Below are 25992 nucleotides of genomic sequence, written 5' to 3'. Positions count from 1 at the left end.
CATGCTTCCCACGTTCGCACATCGTTTACGCTCTCTCATCCGGTTCGCCGCGTTTTTGACCGTTTTTTCTACGGGGCTCGCGCTGCAGGCCCAGGATGACAATGCGCCTCTTGAGCCCGAGGAAGTGTTGATGCGCACGATTCCCTATTTCAGTCAGGACGAGCAACCGATTGCCAAGGTGTTTCAATCGCTCGGGCGCTCCTATGGCATAAGCATTATATGCGACAAGGACGTAACGGGGGATGTGAATGTCGAATTCCATAACATCACGTTGCGCGGTATCCTCGACGCCCTGTGCATATCCGAGGGATATTACTGGCAGTTGGAGGAAATGGGGTATATCACCGTGCGCCGTTTCAAGACTATTGTTTATCAGGTTGAATACCCCAAGCTTGAGCGCAAAGGTGCCTCGAAGGCGACCGTCAACCTCGGACAGACCAATTACGATGCCTCACAAAGTGGCGGCGGCGGCAGTAGCGGTGGAGGAGGAGGCGGCGGCGGCAGCGGGGGGAGCGAAAACGAGGACGAGGCCAGTGTATCCCTCGACACTACCAACGACACTCCGTTTTGGGATAAATTTGAGGCGGAAATCAAGGAGTTGAAAGGCAAGGATGAACGCATAGTGTTTGACCGTTTTTCGGGCACGATCATCGCGACCGCTTCCCGCCATACGCATGATCACCTCGAACGCTTTCTGGGCACGGTGAATAGTCGCATCGGGCAGCAGGTCGAAATCGTCGGCAAAATTGTCGAAGTGCAGTTGCTTGATCAAAACAAGCTGGGTATCGACTGGTCGCAGGCGGCCACCAGTATCGGCAATATCATCATTGGTTCCACCCAGATTGCCACGCCGCTTGTGAAGGCGGGAAGTGGTGATGCTCAAACCACGATCAGCGGGGCCTTCACCAACACCAACGTAACCGCAACTTCGCTGGGCGGTTTCAGTTTTAACCCCGACACCTTTGCGGGCACGATCAGCGCGGGCAAGATCAGCGCCGTGATTCAGGCGCTTTCCGAGCAGGGCAATCTCAATACCGTGACTTCTCCGCGCCTGATCACCATCAACAACCAGACAGCCTATATCAAGGACACCGAGGATCGTCCCTATTTCCAATTGCGCTCGGAGAGCACGCAGACAATGGGTTCGCTTTCGGACAACATTTATCAAACCAAGCAGTATGATATCCAGAGCATCTCCATTGGCACGATGATTGCGATCACGCCGCAAATTGCGGACAATGGTGACATCACGCTGGACGTCACTCCAGCCATTACCCGCCTGAAGGAGGAGATTACATCGAAGGATGGTTCGCTCAACGCGCCCGCGTTGTATGTGAAGACCACATCAACAATTGTCCGTTTGCGCTCGGGTGAAACCGCAATTATAGGGGGTATTGTGAGCGACAGCACTGCCGATACCACACGCGGCGTTCCGGGCTTGAGCAAGATTCCGCTGCTCGGGCGCCTCTTCCGCTCGGAGGGGAAATACACGACAAAGACGGAATTGGTGATCTTCCTGACGCCGCGCATCATAACGCCCGGCTCCAGTTTGTCACCGCAGGATCAGGGCGAGGCGGATCGCAACAGCCGTGCCGTGCGCTCCGCCTTGGGTGCCAATGCGCCGTCGCCTTCCGCCTATTCCAGAACCATGTCCGGGGCTGCCTCGACCTCCAGCCGTCCGGTGGAAACCATCTCTCTGTTGGATTAGAAAAATAGATTTCAAAAACAAAAACGGTCAGCAATGAGCACGCTTCTCACAAAAAAAACACCAGCACCCGGCCTGTCCAAATCGGACAATGGCGCGGTGGTCGGAGGCGTGACTCCCGGAGGCAAACCGCAATCCCGTTTCGAGAGTGATTTTTTGTGGATGCCGCAGGCGCTGCGCGACAAAGGCGTGGGCGCGTCGAGCATCAAGATCGCCACAGACTATTACAATCAACAAGGGCGCCGCTCCAGTTTTGGCAGCGTGCTGGTCGAGCTTGGCATCATAACGCCGTTCAACCTGACCAAACTCATCTCCGAGCATCACAAGCTGCCCGTCATCACGCTTAGTTCCACGCGTATCAGCATGGAGGTTGCGCGGTTGCTGTCGCCGACGATTGCACGCCGGTTGCGTGTGCTGCCCATGCGTCGCAATGGCTCGATGGTCAGTCTCGCGGTGAGCGATCCCTCGATTCCCGGGTTTGCCGAAGCCACACAGGCGCTCGGACGCTACGGCATCACGGTTTTTGAGTATCACATCGCTCCCGAGGCCGAGGTGCTTGCCAAGCTTGAGGAGCTTTACGCCACACGCGCCGATGTTTCCGACCCCGGGCGCTTTTTCGATCTTTTGGTGACCGATGCCGTCAACATGGGCGTGTCCGACATCCATGTGGTGCCCGAGGAGGTGCTCACGCAGATCAAATTCCGCGTCGATGGAGCCATGCAGCCCTACAAGGTCATTGACAATGCCGTCCGCGAATCGGTGGCCGCGCGCATCAAGATGAAGGGCGGGCTGGACATCGCGGTGAAGCATATTCCGCAGGATGGCCGTGCTAAACTCGTGCTTGCCGGAAAGAAAATCAACTTGCGCTTTTCGTCGCTGCCTACGCTTTATGGCGAGAGTGTCGTCATTCGTATCCTTGACCAGTCCAAAGGCATTGTGCCGCTCGAAAAACTCGGTATGCTTGACGACACCAAGGCGGCAATTCTAGGCGCGGCCAACGCGCCCTTTGGTTTCACGTATTTTGTGGGTCCCACGGGATCGGGAAAAACGACTTCGCTATATTCGATCATAAACACGCTCGACGTTACCAACTACACGATGATGACGCTTGAGGATCCGGTCGAATACGAGTTCCGCAATATCCGCCAGACCGAGGTCACCGAGTCGCTGACCTTTGGTCTCGGATTGCGCTCCCTGCTTCGTCAGGATCCCGACTACATCCTCGTGGGCGAGACCCGCGACAAGGAGACCGCCGAGCTTTCCATGCGCGCGGCGCTTACCGGTCACACCGGGTTTTCCACGCTCCACGCCAACACCGCGCTCGGCGGCATCACGCGCCTGATCGACATCGGGGTGGAGCCGAGCATCATCATCGGTGCGGTCAATCTTTTTGTCTCGCAACGGCTTATCCGGCGCCTGTGCGCCTGCAAGGAGCCGCATCCGCAGAGCGCGTCGCTGGCGGAAATCCACGGCATCAAACTGCAAGCCGACGAAACCCTTTACCGTCCCAAACCCGGCGGCTGTAATATATGTAGCGGCAGCGGTTACAAGGGGCGAGTCGGGCTGTATGAGTGCCGCCCGGTCGAACCCTTCGCCGACATTATTGTGCGGCAGGGAAAAGATGCCTTGCGCGAATGCGAAGCGCATGCAAGAGAACTTTGTGCAACCGAAACTGAACAAACGGGAAGTTCGATTTTCCGCACGCTGCGACAGGACGGCTTTCTCAAGGCCGTGCAGGGGCAGACCTCCATTGAGGAGGTGATTGCGCAAACGGAATCAGAAGATCCCGATTAATCCCGAAGACAACAACCGATAGACAAAACCAAATAAAACATAATGAAACATAATAAGATCAACTCCCGCAAGGGTTTCACGCTCGTAGAAATGCTTGGTGTGCTCGCCATTATCGCGATCCTCATCAGCGTCATCTCCGTTGGCGTTCTCTCAGCCATCAACCGCGCCCGCATCATCTCGACTGTTTCCAACTTCAAGAACTTGGAAACAGCTACCTTGGCGTATCTCGCTCTTTCGGAGTCCTCTGGACGCCTTCCGCTTACCAAGGCCGCGACTCATGACACGGTAGTTGACACCACGGCTGCGGCTGCGGCTGGAACTGCTCTCAACGCCGACACAGATCTGCACTTGGAAATCATTTTCCTCGCTGCTGGCACACTGGAGCGTTACCCAAACTGGCGCGTAGGCGTTGATGGTGTGCAAAACGGTGCCCAGCTAAACAAGGAACGTGCGTGGAACCGCAGGAAGAACAAGTGGACGGAGCTGAATGTTGACGGGACCGCCGCTGGTGTCACCAATAACTGGACCCAGTGGGTGCGCGCGGAATGTGCCGCTGCCGGTCCTAACACACTGGTTCCCGGCACTTACAACGCCAACGGGACAATGAACGCCGACAAGGAAGTAAACTTCAGAATCGACGGATTTAGCAACCTTGTCAAAGGCTCGCGCGTTGCATATGTTGTCATTCCCGGCCTGACCATGAAGGATGCGGAAAAGATATCCGAGGAAATCAACGGAGCCCTCAATGAGATGGATCTCAAGGCAGCCACCCCTCTCGTCACGCAGCAGAAGGGCCGCTTTGTTGTTGACGGTGCTACTACCCAAAACGGCGACGTCACCGGCTACTACTTCCTCGCCAACCTGTAAGGGATCTGACCGGTCTTTTGTGTGAATATGCTATTTAATAAATAATCATATTCGGACGAGAGATTAACACTCAACAGCGGGGCGTGGAGGCAACCTCCCCGTCCCGCTTCTTTTCTTAAAACAATACCATGGCAAAGCCACAAGGCCTGTTTATCTGGGAGAAAACCGTATATTACAATGATCCGGTAAAGGGCTGGCTGCGCAAGCCACTTGTCCGGCTGGAGGATTCGGCGGCAGTTGTGCAGGAGCACTATAAGAAGAAGTCCAGTTTGGTGCTAGCTTATGATCCCGATGTCATGCAGACTGAGTTTGCCGAGTGTCCGGGAGGCGGCAGGCCGATTGTCCGCGAGGCATTGTCAGGCAGCCATGAATCGATTGCAAACAATCTGACAGGGTGGGGTTTCCAGCAGCCGTGGCCACTTCCGGGTTCTGGGGGCAGTTTTGGCACATTTTGCTCGTATGAGGCCGTGCCGTCATTGAGCGTGCTCTGTTCAAGCCTCATGGATTTGGGGTATTCCGTTCCGCGGGCATTTCCGCTGGCGACGCTGGCCATGCACGCCGCGTCGACGCCGGGGCGCACCAGTATTTTTATGATTGTGGACAAGGACAGCCAAGCCTTTGTCTATATCAACACCACGTCCGGCATGAAAGCCTGTCGCAAACTGTATGCTGGCAAGCGTCAGGAAGCCTATGATGTCTGGTCCGAGATCAGTATGATTTTTGGCGAATACGGGGTGACTTTCGAGGACGGCGGACAGCGGCCGCAAATGCGCATTTATCAGGCTCCCGGCACGGATGTGAAGACCCAGTGCCCCTATTGGGATGTGCTGCAATCTCAGGCGCAGGTCGAAGTGCTAGGGTTTTCGGCCCTTGAGCTTTTGCTTTTGAGTGTCCCTTCTAAGCACCCCAGCTCGCTGATGGAAGACATGCCCAAGACCATCGTTTTGGACTTCGGGCTCCAGATTGCGGCGGCCGTGCTGCTGGTTATATTTTTGGGGTTTGGCATTTTTGCCTATTTGCAGCTCCAGAAGGAAAGGAAAACCATCCGGGAGCTCAATGCGCAGCAAGGCGCGCTTGCCGCGCAAAAAATGCGCTTGGAAAACAACAAGCGGGAGATGGAAACATTGCGGAAATTGTATTCGCAAGAAATTTTTGAATATTCTAACGGACGCCAGCAACTGGTGCAGATGCTGCCCGTGGCGATACCGCGGGATGCCACGCTCACATCCATGAACATCAGCGACCAAACATTCCGATTGGCGGGCATCTTTTGGAAACAAAGCGTTTCCCAACCAAGGGTAGGGAGCGACTCCACCGACCCGACCACGGCAATCAAGCGCACCTTGGAGGGCTCAATTGCAGGTCTTCTGGTGAATCAGGGCGGAAACAAATACAGCACAAACACGGGGGATTTTATCGTGGAGGGAACCACTCCGAAACCGAGTATTGAAAACGCAACGTCTGCCGGGGGCCACTAGGCTCCGAACCTCGGCATGCAACATCAGAACCTCACTTTCAGAAACCAATGCAACAGACAAAAAAAATAACCTATCGCGCGACTCCGGTGTGGGCGTTTGCTGCTGCTGCTGCTTTTATTTTGTGCGCGGGGTTGATTTATTATTGGTATACAACCAGCAAGAGCAACAAGGCCGCGGTCACACGCCTCAACTCGTCAATCAACAATACCCGGAAAAGCGTGACCAGCCTGTCGGGCGATTATTCCGACAACAAAGCCGAGCAGGCGCGTGCTGATGCGAATAAAGTGCGCGCCTCAATGATGACTGGATCGGAAGCGGATGCCTTCATCACGGGGTTGCGTCCAACGTGGTCCGTGCTTGCCCGTTCGGAGAACCCCACGGAGGAATTTATCAAGCGGCATTATCAAATTGCGCGTGGTAGTGCGCCCGTGTCAGTTTGGCCGGAAGTCCTAGCCTTATTCAACCGGCTAAAAGAAATTGATTCTCTCGCTGTGGACAGTGTTGATATACAAACCATCGGGGACAGCCGCAAACGCGAGTTTAGCCGGATCAGTCTCTCGCTCACAGTTTATGTAAAAAACCCCGAGTAACCCGCACTACCCATGAAATCACACACCATGAAACTCTCCCTGCTGACGGTGCTGCCGGTTGTTCTGTTGTCCGGCGTCCTTTGTGCGCAAACCGCCACGCCGCGCTTGGCCGCACCAATGGTCATTCCCGCCGGCCCCGTAACCAAACAGGCGGTTGCAAACAAGGAACCCGTTCGCGAGGCGCAAGTGCAATTGCCTGTGCAGGCCGCGCCGCAACCCGCGAAGCCCGCGCCTCAAACTTCGATGGTTGCGCCAAGCGCACCCGTGGCGCAACCGACATCGGCTCCATCTGTCCCCATGCAGTTCGATGATGGATTGGGAGAGCTCATGAAAGGAGCCAAGCCCTATTCCGATCCTCAGGTAAAAATGAAGTCAAAGAAAACGTCCATTCCCGGTCCCGGAGGAACCGAGGCCTCTCAACTGCGCGATGAGATGATCATGCGCATGAAGCGCGCTGTTGAGCAAATCGCGTCGGAATACGGAAACCCGACTTTCGCCCAAGTGTTTACCAACGACGCCGTGCAGGCGCAAGTGCTCCGCAAGCGCGTGCAAATGCTTCATCGCATGGAAGCGATTCGCACCGAGATCGCCGCGTTGCAAAAACAAAAGGAGCAGGTTCGCGCCGAGGTCGATGCTTCGCAGCATGAATTGATTGCGTTGCAGCAACAGGCCGAGGCCCTGACCAACCGCCTTCAAAAAGCCCGTTTTGCATTGGGCTCGATCAGCAACTAAAAAAGCACCCGAATCCATTTAGATACAAAACGAGTCCAGAAAAACAATGAGTAGTTCCAGCCAAATGATCGAAACCGTGATGCACCTGATGCACCAATGCGTCGTGCTGTCCGCGTCCGATGATTTACCGGTGCAAGAGCGGTGGGACAATTTTCTCTCGGAGCTTGTGGCGCTTGGCGCCGACGTGGCCGCCTTGTCCGAAAACCGCTGGCAGGTGATTGATCGTGAAACCCAGGAGAGCTGCATCATTGAAGAACAGGAAGGAATTTATTATGTCGAACGAACCCACACAGATGACACAGTTTCAGCAAAAAGCCCAGTTGCGCCTGCAGGAGATGGAAGTGGAATGGCGCCGGACGCTTTTCGAGCGTTTCCGGACGATTTGCCGCGAGGAGATGATGGACGTCGTGAAGGCGTTGCTGGAGAGCATGCACAATCCGCAGGATTTGGAGCAGAAGATTTCGGAGATGCAGGAGCGCGCCAATACGAACCAGATGGAGCTCTTTACCACGGTTACGCAGACGAGCGAGGAAGTGCGCAACCTGGCCAAGAAACTGGAACAACCCCAGGCTTCGGATCCGCAGGTGCTGGAAACGATTACCAAGGGGCAGGAGGCCATTTCGAAGGAAGTGACCACGAAACAGGACGAGACGACCCGCATTATACAGGAGGACGTCCGCCAGTCGGCACAGCTTTCACGCAGCACCCTCTGGAAGGCGGTGGCAATTACGGCAGTGGCGTGCATCCTGCTATGCGCGGGGGCAGTCGCTTCCCTGCGCCTTTTGAGCGGGTCGAGTCTGGTGAGTCAGGCGGATTTGAAGGCACGCGACACGGCTTTGGCCCAGAAAGCAGCAGCGCAAGCCGAGGTGAAGGCTTTGGAGGCGGAGAAAACCAAGGGATCGGAGGAGGTCAAACGGTTGACGGCTCAAAGCGAGGCGCTGAAGGCCGAAATCCGGCAGACAACGGCGACCCAGTCATCGCTGGCGGCCAATCTCAGCGCGATGCAGCAGCAGGTGACGCAGTTGCAGCAGATTCAAGAACAGTTCCGCTTCAAACTGGTGAAGGGCGAGGCGGGGGGAGTGTTCGTGGAAGTGCCGCCGGAAGCACAGACATTCCAGTATATGGACAGGACCTTCATCCAAGTGAAATAGCGTCTTATCATACCGCAGCTGAAACGCTTTCCCTCGCGCTGGGCGCCTATTCCTCCGAAATGCGCGAGCGTCTAGCTGCACAAAAGAAGGCCATGCGCGCGCTTTTGGATTCGATCGCTGTGAGTGTTGGCGATGCCCGGACAATGATGCGCCGACTCAAGGCGATGAACTTTGAGGGCGACATCATGGAGATCGAAAAAGTATTCGCGAAGAAAAAGACATCAACCAAGACCAAGGCATCCGTCCGGAAAAAGAAAACGGTTCGGACAAAAAAACCTGTGTCACGACCGGCAAAAGCCAAAACACCGGCTAACCGGGGCGGCAACAAGAGGAAGGTTGAAAAAAAATGAAACTACACGATTTTCTGTCATCTCTTGTAGGGGCGTCGCTTGCGATGCCTCTGCGTGCTGTAGCGATGCTGTCATGCGCATTGGGATTGTGCTTGGGCGCGTCAGCTCAGGGCGTCAGTCAAGCGGGCATTGGTCCCAGGGCCATTGATTCTTTTGGATTGGAACGTCCAAACACCGACACATACGACACGCAAACGGCGAAATTATCGTTTGATAACATCAAGAATCCGCTCGCTAATGTGTCGCTCCCGTCAGAATTACTAAAAGCATCTGGTGACGGGCGAGTGCTCTTGTTCAGCGTGGCCCGCCTCTCGGAGGAGGATTTGCAGAATCCCTTTGAGGTTCGCGTGCAGGTGGCTGTGGACGTCATGGAAACTGTGGTTGAGATTGGTGGTATCGTGGAAAGCGTGGACGGCAAAAAAAACACAGTCATTCTTTTGACACGCCCGCCCAAGGTGCGCGCGGCCTCTTCCGATCCAAAAGGAGCCAAGGCCGAACAGGAAAAACCAGTGCCCAGAGTTTATTCAGTTGGGGATGTTGTGGAGGGCTTTCGCATTCATTCCATAGGACGCGACTCTATTATCATTGAGCAATCCGAAAGGTATGTGGAGGTAACGCGCGGACGCCCGGTGACGGTATGCGTGCCGCTTTCCGCCATGTAACATTTTGCATGCCTGCTTACATAGTAAGATACACCAATGAAAAGGGGCGCGTTCGCAAAGAGCGAATGTTCGCCCCCGACATTGCGTATCTGCAGGGCATGATGCAGCGAAAGCGCTACTGGCCGCTTTCGATAAGAATCGAGGAGCGAAAAACACGCACCTACAAAACGAAACTGGGCGCGCAGGATCTCATATCAATTCTGGATCAGATCGAAATTCAGCTCGAGGTGAACATCAATATTGACGATGCGTTTCGCAATCTCGTCGATGAGTTTCCGCGGGGTAAACCCAAGTTTGTAATCGCCCATATTTCCGACGAGATTAACTCGACCGGACGCGTGGCCGACGCGTGCGGACAGTTTCCGCGCATATTTCCCGACCATATCCGGCAGATGATTTCCGTCGGTGAAAGCACGGGCAAGCTGGCACAAGCGTTTCACCGCCTGATTGAGTATTTCCAGAGCGCGGATGCGTTGAAAAACACGATCATAAGCGCGAGCATGTATCCGGCGATGATCATGGTGGCGATGGTGGCATTTGTTTTTGTCATTTTCGGATTCACAGTGCCGACTTTGATGAAAGTGTTTATAGAAATTGGCGTGGAATTGCCGCCGATGACCCGGGCGATTCTGGCGATGTCCAATTTCATTAAGGGGAACATGGTGGCTTTGATGATTTGCACCGCCATCGCACCTTTTATTATGGTGTGGTCATTTCGCTCAAAAATATTTCGCCCGATGATTGACTGGTGCCTGGTTAAGATGGCGGTGGTCGGGCCGATTACCAAGGATATTTGCATTGCACGTTTCGCAACTAACCTTGGCGCGCTTTACGAATCGGAAATTCCGATTGTGCAGGGGTTGACCATTTGTTCGAAGATCGCTGGCAATGCCATTTATAATCGCGGCATCAAAATAACCCGTGAGGCGGTGGAGCAGGGGAAGGGAATTTCGGACGGACTCAAGGAATCAAAGGTGTTTCCGAACATGGTCGTGCTGACCGTGCGCATCGGCGAGGAAAATGGAAAACTCGACGAGTCGTTGAAAAAAATCGCGGCATACCACAACCGTAAGGCACGCGAGCGTGTTGACCGCGCGCTCAAATTATTTGAACCGGTCATGCTCGTGGTATTGGTCGTCATGGTGGGCATGATGGCATACGCCCTTCTGACGCCGATGATGTCGATGGTTGAGCAACTCTCAAAGTGAGAGTTGAAAAACAATGGCAATCCCTTTTATAAAAATGAAACAAACGAAATTATTTCTGGCAAAGAACGGATTCACACTGGTCGAGGTGATCGCAATCTGCACCATCCTTGGCATTCTGGTTGGAGTGATGGCCATGCCCGCCATCGGTATTATTGAGAGGGTGCGTTTCAGGGCGGAACAAAAAATTTTGGACGGACTTGCTTCGGAGGTAAAATTATCATTCCGGCAGGAAGACTTGAATCTGAACCTGTCCGCGCTCGCCGGCGACATGCCAGCGGTTACCACCGGCCTCTATCCAAGCTCTCAAACGATATTTGATTATCAAAAGGATTTTGCTCCGATCATACTCCCATTTGATGGGGAGGACACCTATGTGAATGCTTGGTATGGGCGTTTGGCCAGATTGCGCGGACAGGCGATCGCAGCCACGAGATTGTCCGACTCGGGCGGTGATATTCATGATATTGCCTATAATATATACGGAAGACGCCGTGTCATGCTTGTCGGCCCTTTTGAAGCGGACAGGCAGCGCTATATTATACTATCCTTTATGTTTCCCGGTGGCCCGGGTTTGCCATTCCCCACGGTTAATAGAGTAAGCTCCGGGGCCGCGGTGCCCGACTATAAGGCATGGTTTGACGCCATTTACGATAATTCATGGGGCGACATGGGAAGTCAGGCCCCCACGGCTTGGAACGGAACCTTGCAGGGCGAATGGAACGTTACCGACGGGCGCGGGCGAAGTTATGCGGAACGCACGGCCGCCGTGAGAATAGTGCAACCGCGTTACAAGGTTACAATTAATAATCTCTCGCCCGACACACCCACGTCAGAAGTCGACGGTAGCGGCAATATTGTATATGCCGCGCCTGACCGGGTTTTCGTGTTCAGTAATATGTATGCGTGGAACGATCCCCCCAATGTTCCCGGGTTGGCCGCCCGAGTCGATGCGTTCACCTCGCCGGAAACGGTGGAGTCGAGAACGCCCAATGTGCAGTTCTTTCCAAGTAGAAACCAAGGAATCCTCGAAGGCAGGCGCGTGGTGATAAAAGAAAAAGAAAAGCCACGTCTCCGGATATCTCTGGAGCCGACACGGTTGTCTCGATCCTGCTCAACGAAAACACCACTTACACCGCACAATAACGCTTGGCTAAAACCAAGGGGTTGACAAAGCGGAGAGAGTTCACAACGTCTCATGTAAAACAAATGAACTGCAATAAGACACTGAAATGGGCATCTATTTTAGCTCTATGCGGGGCGTTTTTTGGAAATTTTGCGATAGCCAACACCGAAAATTTGAAAAAAGACTCTCTGACTGAGTTGACTGCGGTGGCGCAGCCTGCCGATGGGGGGAGTGTGTCCGGAGGGGGACGCTATGCGCCAAGCACAGTGGTGGAAGTGCAGGCATTGCCGGCTGAAGGATATCGATTTTCCCGTTGGGTGGGAAATGTTACGAACCGGACAGCGCCGGTGACCAAAACCTATATTGGTTCGCGTTCACAACAAGTCGTCGCTGTCTTTGAACCCAAGCGCCACTTGGTCGATGTCAAGGTGATGCCCTCCAACGCGGGTGCGGTGGATGGGGCAGGTTACCAACCGATCGGCACGCAGTCGCCGGTATACGCGCAACCCGCCCCTGGTTATTTGTTTGACAGATGGGAAGGACCGGTTTCCGACCCGACGTCGGCGAACACGACCTTGGCGCGCCCACTCAATCGTGATGTGGTATTGACGGCACATTTTAAACCGCTTGATGAAACCTACACGATAACGGTGCTGGCCGAACCGGCAACCGCCGGTGGTGTGTCGGGCGGGGGCACCTATAAACGTGGCGAGACTGTCACGATCAAGGCCGAACCCAAGGGCGGTTTCTTATTCAACGGCTGGAGCGGACCGGTCACCTCCAAGGGACGCGCGGAGACCACAGTTTATGTAACGGAGAATGCAATTGTAACGGCAAAATTCATGCTCAACCGATCCTTGGTGCGCGGCAAAGCATCACCAGACGGCGCAGGAAGGGTCGAGGGGAGTTTTGGAGCAATGCCTGTAGGGGAACCAATTCCCATCCGAGCAGTGGCCATGCCCGGATTTGCATTTGTGCGTTGGGACGGGCCCGTGGCCGACAGAACAAAAACACAAACGACAATCACTCCCACGGCAGGCAAGGCGTCCGTGGTCACGGCGATTTTCGAACAAATAAGGTGAACGCCTAATGAGATTATCAACCTTTCCTGTGATTAACATGCGCTCGCAATCTCACCTAAAGCATTTGTGGATTGCACTCCTAATATGCTTGGGCATGATGCCTGCGCTTGCTCAGGCGCAGCAACACACGCTGACTATCAGTGTTCAAAACTCGCAATACGCGGTCGGAGGCAGCATCAGCCCGGGCTCGGGATCCCATTCTTATACCAACGGGGAGAGCGTGACACTTTCCGCCGAGGCGCGCCCCGGCTACACCTATCGTTGGGAATGCGCCGCAGCTCCCGCAATCAATAACCAAACGGGCAGCGTGAGCCTAACGATGAACCAGAACTATGCAGTGACGCTGGTGTTTGAGCCCGCTTATTATTCGCTGACCTTGGACAGCCCGATGCCGGGTGGAACCGTGTCAGTGGTGAGTCCGGCGTCGGTGAACCTGTCGAGCATTGCCGCAAGCACGCTGGTGACGGTGAAGGCCACGCCCGCGACGGGATATCATTTTGTTCGCTGGGAACCCGATCCCGTGGGCACTGTGCTCAGCCCCTCCTTCACGTCGTTACAGGCGAGCGTTTACATGAACCGGAACGTGAGGCTCACGCCGGTCTTTGCTCAATCAACCTATTTGCTTGAGGTGCTGGACAGCCCCGAGAGCATTGGCGGCGAGACGACCGGTGGCGGTTATTATGTTCCCGGTGCCACGGCAACTGTCACCGCAACGCCAAACGCGGGTTTTCTTTTCGATGGATGGACGGTGACGTTGGGATCGGTGACGATCTCCGATCCGGCTAGTGCCAGCACCACGGTAGCCTTGGGTAGCGGTGCGGGACCTTGGAAAATCACGGCCAATTTCAGGGTGGCGGATCCGCTTGCGGCCACACTTCATGTCGGCTCCGGCTCGGGCGGGAAAGTTGTGGCTACGCCAAGCCCCCTCCCAATGTGAGCCCGACCACGATTAACCCGGGCGGCAGTGCAATGATAAGCGTGACCGCTGGAAAATCAGTCAAACTGGAAGCCTCCGTGATCGACCAAAACAAATATGAGTTTTTAGGGTGGGAAGGCCCCGTAAATAAATCGACGGTTAGAAATACAAGTGTCGTTGTGACCGAAGCCACCACGGTCAGGGCAAAATTCAAGCCAAAGTCCTATAATTTTACCGTGAGCGCAACGGCTGCTGGAGGATGGGATTATGGCAGCAGCAAGGTGGAGGCCACCGGCACGGGTGAGGATGGCAGCACCATCACGGTGGTGACGGGCGGATGGAACCCACGAGCCCTGCAATATGGCACAAATGTGGCGCTCAAGGCCACACCCGCGGCAGGATACGGCTTTATGAATTGGGTAGTTCCCGAGGACAGCCCACTGTCCGCCGAGGACAAGGCCGCATTGGCGGCAGCGAATCCATCGCAAGGGGCGGCGGTTACAGCCAGTGTGACGATGCCGGCGAATGCCGCCGCAGTGACGGCGGCGTTTCTTAAAGTTCCGAACTCATACGTGCTTACGCTCAACAAGGCCACGGGTGGCGAGGCCACGGGATCCGGCTCGTTTACCGATCCATTCACCAGCGACACCTCCACGGTAAATGTGATCGCGAACGGCTCCGGCAGTTATCAGGAAGGCACGGTGGTTACGCTGGAAGCCGTTCCCGCGACCAATTATGCGTTCCTCCAATGGACGGGGGCTGGTGTTACGAGCGCGAGCAGTGGCACGACCACGATCACCATGGATTCGGCCAAAACCGTTACGGCCACATTCCAGCGCACGCATTCAAATCTCACTGTCAATATCTCGCCCGCCGCGGCCGCGACTGCCGGGGCCGTTGTTAAAAATAACGACTGGACCAACGCCAACCTCACCGGTAACTCCACGCACGCCATCGGCTCCACGCTTTCGCTCAAACCTGTCGGTGCCATGGGCAGCGGCGTAACTTGGGTGTTTGATCATTGGGAGGGCGACCTGACCGGCAGCGTCGATCCCGGTTCCCTCAGCATGAGCACGGACAGGACGGTTACGGCGGTTTTCTCGCCGCGTTATACACTCACACTGAATTGTTCGATTGCGGCGGGCGGCAACGGGTATTCCGTGTCGGCAGGCACCCTTGTGTGGGAAAGCACCAACAAGTGGACCGCGGTTTATCCCGCGGGCACCGTGGTGACGATCACCGTGCTTCCCGGCGGTGACAATGCCTTCGTCAATTGGACGGGCGACACATCTGGGGTCACAGGCACCGCGCTGACAACTAATCCCATCACGGTGACAATGAACAGCGCGCGCACGATTACCGCCAATCTCTCGGCAGGCAATCGTGTGAATGTTGCCGCAGTCAGGGACAAGGGATGCACAACGGCTTGGCATCCGAGTAAATCGGAGTCCGATGCCATTCGTGTGATTGGCAACTTTACACTTGGTGGCAGGGTGTATTCTTACCTGACTCCATACGGGGTCGCTCCGGACTCAATCAGTGAAGGCGCGATTGCCGCGGGGGCCACTGTTCAGTTGACGGCACCGCAATACATCACCGATACCGTTTCCGGGGTGCAATGGGAATTTGTCCGCTGGGTAAGCGCGTGGTCTGCGAACGAGGCGGAGATATGGGACGCTCCCGTGATCTCCACTTCGCCAAACTGCTCTTACACTCTTCCCTCCGAAGGCGGCGCGGGCATCTCCGCCGTCTACACCGACAAGCGCACGCTTGCCGCCACCGTCAAGCTCGACGGTGCCAGCACGACGGCGATTCAGGTCCAAGTCAATTCGGCGCTCCTGACCACGGGCGGCACCGAGGATGTGACCTACAATGTGCCCGCCACGCTGAACGCGGCCACCGCCTCGGCCACGAACTATGTGTTTTCAGGATGGAGCAATGTTGATGGTGGCTCGACCGACGCGGCCACCGCCACAGCCACGCTCACTTCCGACAAGACTGTCACCGCCCAATACAAGACAAAGCACCACCTTTCTGTCGGCCTGCTCACAAACCCGACAGGTGGCGAAAGCGGGTTGAATTTCAAATCTCTCATTACTGCCACCAATGCTACCATTGGCAAAACGCTTACCCTTGGCACAAATCCCACCGTGTTTGCGGTTGGCCGCGGTGAAACCATAACGCTTTCCGCCCAGTCCTCCGCCACCGCGGGAACAACCAAATACCGCTTTGCCGGTTGGGACACCAACAACGACGGCATTGCCGACAACACCGCGCCCACCTATACAGTTTCGAGCATTTCCGGCGACGCCACGGTCAAGGCCGTTTACATTCGCCTCCAAACACTCACGATTTCGGTTGCGCCCGTGGACGCTGGAACGACCAGCCCCGCAGCCGGTGTTTACGAGCACACTTACGATTACAACAGCAACCTCAACCTGAACGCGGATACCTCCGCGGGCAAGGCCTTCGACAAGTGGACCACTACCACGGGCGCCGTTTTTGCCGGCGGCGCGACATCGTCGGTGAACTCGATCACCATGAGCGGCGACCACTCCATCGTAGCCAACTTCAAGGTCGCGTCCAACGCGCTCAACGTCCGCATCCTCGTCAACGGTGCCACGCCCAATCCCGTGCCATCCGCCCTCTCCGTAAACGCGGACGGAACCACGCTCACGCACGGCCAGAGCAAGGACTACAACTACGGCACCTATGCCAACATAACCGCGGCCACGCCCGCCGGCTACAAGTTCATCGAATGGCAGAGTGCTGACAAACCCGTTTCCCCCGGAGGTTCGAATCCTGTCGGCACCGTTGAAATCCTTGGCCCTCAAACCGTCACCGCCTCCTACGTGTCCCTGCATAACGTCACCCTCACCACGGAGGTGAGGCCGGGCAGCGCCGGCATCGGAGGCACTCCCACCGCGCACGAATACGAAAGCGTGAGCGGCTCGACTTACACCTATGTGCATAACAACACCGCCACGCTGGAGGCCAACAAGATGGCCGGCTTCAAGTTTGTCGGCTGGGAAATTGACACCAACAACGACGGAATCGCCGACATCACCTCGACCGAGGAGACCTACAACATCACCGTTACCAGCGCGCTCGCCGTGAAGGCGATTTACGCCTTGGAATACCAGCTCACACTCGAGGCCAGCCCCGCCGGAACCGGGTCCGTGGCGACCAGCCCGAGCTCCGTCAATCCCTCCACGCGTTACCACGGCGAGGAAGTATCGATTGTCGCCACCGCCAATAGTGGATACAATTTCGCGAACTGGACCAGCTCGCTTGCAGGTAGCACCTTTGCCAACGCGGGCGCCGCTTCCACCAAGATCACGATCGGTGGGAACACCACCGCCACGGCGAATTTCTCCGCGGGCGGCGCGGGTCTTACCGCGTATATTGAAGTCGACGGGGGGGCGCCCAAGCCCAGCACCTTCACCGACCTCTCAATTACCGCGGACGGCACCACGCTCTATAGCACGCAAACCAAGGCCTACTCCTTCAACGACACCGTCAATGTGACCGCCTCCACTGCCAGCGGCTACAAGTTCATCGGCTGGTCCGGCTCGCTCACCGGCGCGGTCAATCCGAACAGCTTTACGATGAACGCCCTCGCGAAGAGCGTTACGGCTCGCTACGCTTCGCTCCACACGGTCACGCTGCTTACCGAAACGCGGCCTGGTGGCACGGGCGGCTCGCCTATCGTTTCCACCAGTTACGAAAATGTTTCCGGCAATGTTTACACCTATGTGAACGGCTCGACAGTCACCCTTTCGGCCAACGCATCCGCCGGCTACCGTTTCCTCGGCTGGGATGTCGGCAACGACGGCAGTATCGACAGCACCACGCTCGATTATTCGTTCCAGATTACCGCGAGCACGACCATCAAGGCCGTTTATGCGAAGGAATACACCATTACCTTCGAGCGCGCCCCGTCCGGCGGCGGCACGATCAACAAACCCTCCTCCTACACGGCATATCATGGCGAAATCATCACCAATATCGTCGCCACGCCCGCTCAGCATTGGGAGTTCAGCAAGTGGACCTCCCCCGATCCTGCTGTAAACAACACAACTTCGAACCCCATCGTCGCCTACACGGTCACCGGCCCGCAAACCATCACCGCCAACTTCACCGCGACCGGTGACGCGCTCATCAATATCACGATCAACATCAAGCTGGATGATTCGACCAATCCGGCGTGTCCGCTTACCGTTGCGGCGGACGGCTCCACCGTTCCCGGCGAGGGCTCGGCCAGCGTTCTCTCCGGTGGGCAAAGCAAACAGTATTACATTGGCGACACCGCTGGTCTCTCCGCCGCGATCGTTTCGGGTTACGACTTCATTCGGTGGGAAGACACCAGCAGCACCAATCCGGTTCGCACCGAACCTGTGAGCACCTCGAAAACGCTCACCGCGATTTACAAGACCAAGGTCACGCTCACCATGGCGATCAACCCCGTGGGCCTTGGCACCACGACCCCGGCTCTCGGCACGCACACCACATCAAGCCAGGGTGTGCTTTACAAGGGACAGACGGTCAACATCAACGTGACACCGAGTTCCGAATACATAGACACCTATGCGTTCATTGGCTGGACGGCGGACAACGGCTCCGTGCCCGCGAAACCCGGCGTTGAAAACACAAGCGTCGTGCTCGACGTGCGTGAGAAGACACTGACCGCCAATTACACCGCGGGCCACAAGCTCGAAGTGCGTGTGAAATACGAAAACACGACGAATACCGGCGATTCCAAGACTTACGCAGTCGCCACCGGCAGCCGCACCACGGTTGCCAACGGCAAGGGCAACCGCGCCGGCATTTACATGCCCGAGCCCAACGCCATGGATTATTCGGTGCGCACGATGCCCGTTGGCTACACCGCCACCATTCAAGCGATTCCCTCTGCGCCCGGTTACACCTTTGTCGGCTGGACGCTGGATCCCGACAGCAATGTCCCAACCCTTGGTTCGGCCACATCGCTTAGCGTCACCATGGATGCGCCCAAGACTTACACCGCCATCTTTGAAAGGACTCGCGTTAAGCTCGAAATTTACACCATCCCCGCCGGCAGGGCCGACGTGCGCGGCGAAGCAGTCGGTTGCGGCCTCGCCAGCGGCCCCGAGCCGCGCGTTTACGAGGTCTTCTATGGCGAGCGCCCCACGCTCAAGGCTATCAGCGAGACGAGCCTCTACAGTTTTGTCGCTTGGTTCAAGGGCGTCGGCTACTCGTCCGAGTTCACCAACCGCTTCTCCGAGACGGCGGAAGTCGTCTATCCTGAGGCGCTGACCGCCCCCGTGACCCAGGTAACCGCTTACTTCCTGCCGCATGGCCTGCACCGGCTGATCCTGTTTGTGAATCCGGATGACACTCATGTCACTGAATCAAGCACTGATTGTGTTGACATTCACCACGTGCGTGTGCCCGGCGCCGTCACGCAGACCTACACCATCGTGGATGGGCACCCTGCTTGCGTTGCTGATGTGGGAATCAACGACCCCTATTCATTCATAGACATCGAAGCCGATGGCTCCGCGAGCGGCCAGCCGAAGGACTCTGGTGGTCGAGGTTTCCTATGTTGGGAACCCGGCTACGGTGAAAGTAGCGCGGTTATCTCATGGGTGTTTGCGCCCTATTCGGCCCGCACGCATCTTATTTACCCGATCAAAAGGAACGAAGTGCGCCTCACCGCCCGTTACACCTCGGGTGAAGCCTTCCGCCTGAGCCTGCGCTGGAAACTCGATAAAACCAACGTGGACTTGGATCCTGAATACAAGCATATCATTCTGGATCATAACTATTTAAACGACAGACTCGGCAACATCTATGGCGACTCGGATGCACCTCCGGGTTATCCGATCCTTCTGGTCAACCGGCAGGTCGAGGAAAAGCATGGCGTTTTCCCCGGCGGCCACGTTGAAAATTTCACCACGGACGAAAAGTTTGAGGGCGGTCCGTTTATTTTGAGTCACTGGACCGACGAGAATCCCAACGGCAAGGTGGTCAATAGCACCGCCCCTGGCGCGGGGGTAAGGCAATTCTCAAGTTCGCCGGGCGTGAACGGCCGTTGGCAAACCGTCACCGCCTACATCGACGTGCGTTGGTTTACCGTCGGCCTCGATCAACCCGTGCTCAACCAGCCTTCCGGTTGGTCCGGCGGAAGCATCTCCGGAGTCGGCGTGTTCGACTTCCTGAAATACGGCATAACCAAACTCGAGGCCGATATTTTCTTGGCGCGCGAGGTGCCCGCTGAGGAAAAGAATCCCTCGACGCTCATCATGCAATGGAAGCGCGTTCGGGGTGGCAGTGCGCCCGTTTTGAACGCACCGGGCTTGTCAGGTTTCCGTTTTGTCGGCTGGGACATGACGCAGGACGGCAAAGCCGATTTCTCGGCCTCCGGCTTCAACTGGAACTCGTGGCCCTCGATGTGGCCCCAGGAAATGGACAATGATCTCATCGTCGCGCCCGTTTACATCCGCCGGCTCAACCTCACCCTTTCCATGGAGACGCCCAACCCCGCCTCCAGCGAGGACCGCGCCTACATTTACGCGGCCAGCGGCGGCCTTGAGGTCAATCGCGAGATCATGACGCAGACCAAGACCTACGACTACGGCAGCACCTTTACCGTCACCGCCGTGCCGCAGCAGTATCACGTCTTGAAAAAATGGGTCATTGAAAAAGCCACGGCGGATGGTGGCGCCACATTCGACGCCCCGATCGAAATTCCCGGCGACGGCACGACGGGCACAAAGACGCTCGACATCACCCTCGACTATCCGACCAAGGTCACGGCCGTCTTCGCCATGGAACAGTTCGACCTGACGGTGAACGTCGCCACCAGTATCTCGGACAACAACATGCACGGCCTTGTCAAGCTCGACGGCATGCCCGCCAGCGGCACCACCAGCATCACCGAATCGCGCGATTACGGCAGCACCCCTACGATACTGGCCATTCCCGAAAGCGGTTACACATTCAAATACTGGACGGTCACGCCCGACAGCCTTGCGTTGCCGGAGTATTATGCGGATGCCGCCACCTCCGTGCATGTTGACGGTGCCAAGACCGTGACTGCGCACTTCGAGCGGGACGTCAGCCTCACGATGGCGATCGACCCCGCGACGCTGCCCCACACGATTGTCACGCCAAATGTAAATACGGACGGTTCCCCGCGCACCTACACAGAATGGGCGGGAGCGCGGCTGACCGACGGCTCCGTGGTCACCATCCAGTCCGGCACCGATGCCGGGTATGACTTTGTGGGCTGGACAATCGTGGACGGACACGGTCCCCGCACCGAAACCACGCCGACCACCACACTCACCCTCTACGGCGACACCACGGCGACAGCCAACTACGCAAAACTCTTTGATGTTACCATCAAGGCGCCTGCGTCCATAACCGAAAACGCCACCATCACCGCGTCACCCGCCCCGATATCGGGCGGACCCATGACTTCGAGCGCGGGCGGCATGGACGCCACCGGCAAATACCGCGAAAACACAAATGTCACCTTCTCGGCCACCTGCACCCACTTCGAGGTGGATCACTGGATTGTCACCATCGACGGCGTGCAGCAGCCCGGCCCGTATCCAACCGGTTCCACGCTCACGCTCACCGTCACCGGCGAACTTTCGGTGGAAGCAGTCTTCAAGCCGAAGAACTACACGATTACCGTGGAGCCTTACTCGGCCAACTCCCTCACGCCGATTGCGACATCGCTTGATGGCACCTGCTCCGCGGTTTCGCCGCAGAACCACAACTTCCTGCCCAAGGGAGCCAACAGCACATGGACGCTGCCTTACGGCGCGAGCGTCACGCTTTCCACGACTCCCGCCGACCATTATGGCTTTAGCAAGTGGACGGACGCCGGTCACTCGACGATTCATGGCACCGAACTGCTCTACACATTCACCGTCAGGGGCAACCAGACCATCCACGCCGAATTCGTCCGCAGCGAATACCTGCTCACCACATCGGTTGATCCCTCGGGATCCGGAGTGATTAGCAACGACGGCAATCCGCGCGCGAACCCCGCCACGACGACTCATTCCGCGGGCTCGAACGTCACCCTCGTGGCGGCGGCAAGCTCGGTCGACACTGACTTTGAAAAGTGGACTGGCGAGACCGGCGCGGCCGTCACCACCAACTCAACAATCACCCTCCCGATGAACCAGGACCGCTCCGTCGGCGCCGAGTTTGTCAACATCGTGCGCCTCAAGGTCGCGAATCCGAACCCGGCATACGGCACGATCACCGTGACGGGCGCGCGCCGCACAGAAACCGACGGCGGTGAGACGGTTTATGTCTTCAAGGTCGGCACGCAGGCCACAATCAAAGCCACACCCGCGTCGACGCATCACCAGTTCGACTCCTGGACATTCTCCCCGTCCACGCCCGCCGGCGTGGTGCTGGCCAACACCACAAACAGTTTCACCATGGAGGCCTCGCCCAAGGTGATCACGGCGACTGCGAACTTCTCGCCCAAGGCCTACAGCCTCACAGTCGAGGCGCGCGCCACGGGCGGCCAAGCGGCGCCTTATGACGGCGCGCCCGTCGCCACATCACTCACCGGCGTTGGCGCGTTCCCCGACGCACCCGTGGTGACGAACAACTTCCTCACCACGCCCACGGTTTCCGCCAGGTTCGACGCGGGAGTGCAACTCGCCACAGCCGCCGCGCCGTATTATCGCTTCGTTCGCTGGACGGATAGCACCGGAGTCGCAAACCTTGGCACAAACCCCGACGTGTTCCCCTACACAATGCTGGGCGGCAGCCAGACCGTGGTCGCGCTGTTTGAGCGCAGCGTGTTTAAACTTACCGCGCATGTCGACCCCGTGGGCGGCGGCACGATTGCCCGCTCACTCGCCGGCACGCCTGACCCGCATCCCACATCGCCCGATCCCGACACCCAAGTTTACGCGCCCAACACTTCGGTGACACTCACCGCCAACGATTCCACGCCAGGGAAGATATTCACCGGGTGGAGCGGCGATGCCGCGGGCATGAAATCGCGTTCGATTACATATGTCCTGACAAAGGACTACGAGGTTACGGCCAACTTTGCCAACGCTCGCACCCTTACCGTCCCCAAGGCGGAGCATGGCACGGTCACCGTGTCGGGTTACAGTCCCTATGTGGCGGTCGTGGAGAATCCCGATGGCTCCAAGACCTACACGTTTGTTGAGGGCGCGACGGCCGTTCTCACGGCAACGCCCGAATCGAAGCATTATTATCTCGATCACTGGACTTTCAGTCCCGACATATCGGGATCCGTTTCACCGAACCCCGGCACAAATCCCGCGCCTGAGATCATCAGCTTCCCGGTAACTCAGGATGTCACGGCAACGCCGTTCTTCCAGGCCAAGACCTACACGCTCACCGTCACGCCCATACCGGCGGCGGGCACTGATTTGCTGGTCGCGCACCAGCTCGGCAATCCCGACCATGACTTCATCGTCACCTCGACAATGTCGCGCCTGTATTCCACGGACGTGACACTGGAAACCTCGCCCAAGGACAACCCGGGCGAACGCTACCGCTTCGACTCGTGGAAGGAAGACTACACCACGCTCGGCTCTGGCACCACACTGCCGTTTGAGTTCGACCGCACCACCGAAATCATCGCGAACTACGTGCGCCAGGTGTTGATAAAGGTCAACGCCCCGGCTGACGTGACTCCCGCCAACTCGGCACCCCCGGCAACCCCGGGCAACGTCACACCCGGCGAGGGCGTTTACCGTTACGACGTGCGGACGACTCCGCAGTCCGTCACGATCACGGCCGTCGCCTCCACGGGCTTCAAGTTTGTTGATTGGGGCGCGGGCTTTGACGACACTATCGCGGCAAGCAAGACCGTGAACACGACGGACACCGCCAGCACGGCGACGATCACCTTCAACATCACCGACGCGCTTGCCAACTTGGGCGACATCGAACTGACGCCGCGCTTCGAGCGCCGCCTCTACACGGTGAACTTCGAGCGCTGGGAGAAAGGTATGGGCATGGCCGATATTGGCGGACTGCTCACCCATATGCCGGAGTCCAATGTGGGCACGAGCCAATACTATTACGGCACCGTGCTCACAGCAAGGGTGGGCCAAGTCTATTCGACTTACCGCTTTGTGGGCTGGGGTTGGGGGGACGATAGGGCGGCAAGCCGCGTCGTGCAGCAAACCGCCGCTGGTTCCCTGCCGGAACTCTTCACTTATACGGTCACGGCGGACCAGACCATTAGTGCAATCTTCACGAAAGTCTGCATATTGAACCTGTATTCGGATCCTGCGGATGAATCATTGGGCAGTGTCAGCGTCACCGCACCCTCGGACGGACGTCCCGTTGGCGGCTCGACGACCAAGACGGAATTTGATTACGGTGCCACGGTGTTTATCAAGGCGACGCCGGCAGCGAGTGCCGTGTTCCTCGGCTGGGCGGGAGAGGTCGCAAACGCCGACACCCTCGATACCCACATCGTCTTGAAATCCGATCAGGCGGTCATCGGCCGCTTCAAGATCACGGTTTATCGTAATCTCACCGTCAGCACGAATCCCCAGCTGGGCGGCACCGTTACCATCAATGGCAACGCAGCGTATTCCGCGGGTGGTCCGATAAAACCCGCTTCCTATACGGCGCAAATAAACGACGGCGAGACCGCGCAACTGACGGCGACGGCCGAGCCGGGTTATGCGTTTGCCGGATGGAGCCCCTCTTCCGCGGTGACCGTCAACAATCCCAACGTGCCCTCCACCGGTGTTCCCATGGACGCGGACAAGGAGGTCGTCGCGCAATTCACGAAACGAAAATACACCTTGAACGTTCAAGCGATGCCTTCCGTGGGAGGTTCGGTGAGCGGCGGAGGCAATTATGATTATAATAAGTCGGTTGCAGTGAGTGCTACTGCCAACGCCGGATATTACTTCTCTGGCTGGGACACGGATGGGGACGGTGTTATTGACGTTCCTTCGGGCAGTTCGACCGCGACTTCGGGCAGCACGACTATCGTCGTCACCGCCGACTGCACTGCATACGCGATTTTCCGCTCTGTTTCCCAGAAGGGCATTGTCACTATTACCGTGCAGGAGGATACTGGGAGCGGCTATGTGACCGTCGGCTCCGCGGCTTACACGGATGTGTCTTCCCCGCCTGATGAAAACGGGTGGGTAACGCTGACGGCCAGACCCAACTCAAACTATCAAGGAATAGGCTGGGGTGGCGATGATATCGCTGATGGCGGCAGCTATACCTACGACGAGGTAACCAACACTTACACGATGATGATCCCCGCCGATCGGAACAGGAAGGTCTATTTCTATGTCGGGCGGGACAGTTACAGGCTGACATGGTCGGCTCTGCCCACCGATGGCGGAACCGTCGAAATGGTGGCGACGGAAGGCTCCTATCCGGAAGGCGGCCCCTACCCGGCGGGCACGTCTGTGCGCGTCATCGCCAAGCCGGGCAGTGGCAAGAAATTCATCAACTGGGACGGTGATCTTTCGGGAACATCCGAGGACACCACGATCACACTCAACGAAAACCGCCACGTCATTGCCAACTTTGAAACGGTGCGCACGTGGCAGGTGACCATGACCTTTGACAGCAATTCGACATGCCATCCTTCCGGCAATGACAAGCTCATGCTTGATAACGCCATCTTGGAATACGGCCATATGCCGGATGCGATATCGAAATTCTTCGACCACAAATCTAATGTATCGGCCAGCTACGCCTTGCATGATTCTGGCAACTTCAGCTTTGAGGGATGGACCAATGTGAGCCCTAGCGCCATGCAACCAACCGTGTTGCCGAATTATACCATTTACGTGGGGTCGAATCTGGACATTCGCGGACTGATTCAATCAATCAACCCGATACTTGAAACCTATATCCAGATGCTGGATATCAATGAAGAGAGCGATGAGCACAAAGACCGGAGCTACACCTCTGTTGGCGGAAGCATCAGTCTCGGCGACGTGGTCACTATGGGGCAGGAATTCCCAGTTCGTGTGATATTGGAGGATGAATACAAAATATACAAATGGGAACTCGTTGGCAGCAACTCCCAGTTCAAGGAGGATTCGGAAACCAAGGGTATTGATACCGAATCCGGAAAGCAGTGGGTGCAGCGCATTGTGCTTGTTAAAGACAAGCGCACCATGGTGCAGGTTTTCCTTGTGAAGGGTGAGGATTTTGGAGCTTCCGAAAGAAGAAACTACGTGGACGGCGGCGGCAACCTGCTCGACGATGTTCCGACAAACCGGAGCAGCGGGCACCTTATCGACGGGAAAAGGTTCAAGGGTAAATAGACGGAGTAACGGAACCGTCCAAAATA

At 56.9% G+C, this 25992-nt stretch carries 14 protein-coding genes; all 14 read left to right on the top strand.

Features of this window, described 5'->3' with window-relative positions; translation table 11 throughout:
* Window position 1: 1 nt before the first annotated feature.
* Window positions 2-1708, top strand: a complete 1707-nt coding sequence (locus tag CKA38_RS03720) for a type II secretion system protein GspD (protein ID WP_108824288.1) — start codon at window positions 2-4, stop codon at window positions 1706-1708.
* A gap of 33 nt (window positions 1709-1741) precedes the next feature.
* Complete coding sequence (locus CKA38_RS03715; protein WP_108824287.1) at window positions 1742-3499, top strand: GspE/PulE family protein; 1758 nt, start codon at window positions 1742-1744, stop codon at window positions 3497-3499.
* 42 nt (window positions 3500-3541) lie between these two features.
* Window positions 3542-4366, top strand: a complete 825-nt coding sequence (locus tag CKA38_RS03710) for a type II secretion system protein (RefSeq protein ID WP_108824286.1) — start codon at window positions 3542-3544, stop codon at window positions 4364-4366.
* 128 nt (window positions 4367-4494) lie between these two features.
* Complete coding sequence (locus CKA38_RS03705; RefSeq protein WP_108824285.1) at window positions 4495-5844, top strand: PilN domain-containing protein; 1350 nt, start codon at window positions 4495-4497, stop codon at window positions 5842-5844.
* Window positions 5845-5891: 47 nt separating this feature from the next.
* Window positions 5892-6434 (top strand): hypothetical protein, encoded by a 543-nt coding sequence (locus CKA38_RS03700; RefSeq protein WP_108824284.1) that lies wholly within the window; start codon window positions 5892-5894, stop codon window positions 6432-6434.
* 12 nt (window positions 6435-6446) lie between these two features.
* Entirely contained in the window at window positions 6447-7166 is a 720-nt protein-coding gene (locus CKA38_RS03695; RefSeq protein ID WP_108824283.1) for a hypothetical protein, read from the top strand.
* Between the two features lie 272 nt (window positions 7167-7438).
* Window positions 7439-8317, top strand: coding sequence for a hypothetical protein (locus CKA38_RS03690; protein WP_108824282.1), 879 nt, complete (start codon window positions 7439-7441; stop codon window positions 8315-8317).
* 59 nt (window positions 8318-8376) lie between these two features.
* The gene (locus CKA38_RS03685; RefSeq protein WP_152032659.1) at window positions 8377-8667 is read left to right on the top strand and encodes a hypothetical protein; all 291 of its coding nucleotides are present in this window, start codon (window positions 8377-8379) and stop codon (window positions 8665-8667) included.
* Window positions 8664-9329, top strand: a complete 666-nt coding sequence (locus CKA38_RS03680; RefSeq protein WP_152032658.1) for a hypothetical protein — start codon at window positions 8664-8666, stop codon at window positions 9327-9329. Before CKA38_RS03685 ends, CKA38_RS03680 begins: the two co-directional genes overlap by 4 nt.
* Window positions 9330-9394: 65 nt before the next feature.
* A complete protein-coding gene (locus CKA38_RS03675) occupies window positions 9395-10537 on the top strand; it encodes a type II secretion system F family protein (protein ID WP_236919140.1) in 1143 nt (380 codons plus the stop codon).
* 34 nt (window positions 10538-10571) lie between these two features.
* Window positions 10572-11705 carry a type II secretion system protein gene (locus CKA38_RS03670; protein WP_108824278.1) on the top strand — a complete coding sequence of 378 codons (1134 nt, stop codon included), beginning with the start codon at window positions 10572-10574 and terminating at the stop codon, window positions 11703-11705.
* Complete coding sequence (locus CKA38_RS03665) at window positions 11684-12742, top strand: InlB B-repeat-containing protein (RefSeq protein ID WP_152032657.1); 1059 nt, start codon at window positions 11684-11686, stop codon at window positions 12740-12742. Before CKA38_RS03670 ends, CKA38_RS03665 begins: the two co-directional genes overlap by 22 nt.
* A gap of 94 nt (window positions 12743-12836) precedes the next feature.
* Window positions 12837-13679, top strand: a complete 843-nt coding sequence (locus CKA38_RS03660; protein ID WP_108824276.1) for an InlB B-repeat-containing protein — start codon at window positions 12837-12839, stop codon at window positions 13677-13679.
* On the top strand, window positions 13676-25966 hold the full coding sequence (locus CKA38_RS03655) for an InlB B-repeat-containing protein (protein ID WP_152032656.1): 12291 nt from the start codon (window positions 13676-13678) through the stop codon (window positions 25964-25966). The genes CKA38_RS03660 and CKA38_RS03655 overlap by 4 nt, the downstream gene beginning before the upstream one ends.
* Window positions 25967-25992: the final 26 nt, after the last annotated feature.

It is taken from the genome of Ereboglobus luteus, from assembly GCF_003096195.1.
GTDB classification, from domain to species: Bacteria; Verrucomicrobiota; Verrucomicrobiia; order Opitutales; family Opitutaceae; genus Ereboglobus; species Ereboglobus luteus.
The sequence above is the reverse complement of the archived record's forward strand: the minus strand, read 5'-3'. Positions and strand labels throughout refer to the sequence as shown.

Excerpts from the sequence above, each read along its gene's own strand:
- CKA38_RS03720 (WP_108824288.1), top strand. The coding sequence starts at position 2 with ATGCTTCCCACGTTCGCACATCGTTTACGCTCTCTCATCCGGTTCGCC.
- CKA38_RS03715 (WP_108824287.1), top strand. The coding sequence starts at position 1,742 with ATGAGCACGCTTCTCACAAAAAAAACACCAGCACCCGGCCTGTCCAAA.
- CKA38_RS03710 (WP_108824286.1), top strand. The coding sequence starts at position 3,542 with ATGAAACATAATAAGATCAACTCCCGCAAGGGTTTCACGCTCGTAGAA.
- CKA38_RS03705 (WP_108824285.1), top strand. The coding sequence starts at position 4,495 with ATGGCAAAGCCACAAGGCCTGTTTATCTGGGAGAAAACCGTATATTAC.
- CKA38_RS03700 (WP_108824284.1), top strand. The coding sequence starts at position 5,892 with ATGCAACAGACAAAAAAAATAACCTATCGCGCGACTCCGGTGTGGGCG.
- CKA38_RS03695 (WP_108824283.1), top strand. The coding sequence starts at position 6,447 with ATGAAATCACACACCATGAAACTCTCCCTGCTGACGGTGCTGCCGGTT.
- CKA38_RS03690 (WP_108824282.1), top strand. The coding sequence starts at position 7,439 with ATGTCGAACGAACCCACACAGATGACACAGTTTCAGCAAAAAGCCCAG.
- CKA38_RS03685 (WP_152032659.1), top strand. The coding sequence starts at position 8,377 with ATGCGCGAGCGTCTAGCTGCACAAAAGAAGGCCATGCGCGCGCTTTTG.
- CKA38_RS03680 (WP_152032658.1), top strand. The coding sequence starts at position 8,664 with ATGAAACTACACGATTTTCTGTCATCTCTTGTAGGGGCGTCGCTTGCG.
- CKA38_RS03675 (WP_236919140.1), top strand. The coding sequence starts at position 9,395 with ATGTTCGCCCCCGACATTGCGTATCTGCAGGGCATGATGCAGCGAAAG.
- CKA38_RS03670 (WP_108824278.1), top strand. The coding sequence starts at position 10,572 with ATGAAACAAACGAAATTATTTCTGGCAAAGAACGGATTCACACTGGTC.
- CKA38_RS03660 (WP_108824276.1), top strand. The coding sequence starts at position 12,837 with ATGATGCCTGCGCTTGCTCAGGCGCAGCAACACACGCTGACTATCAGT.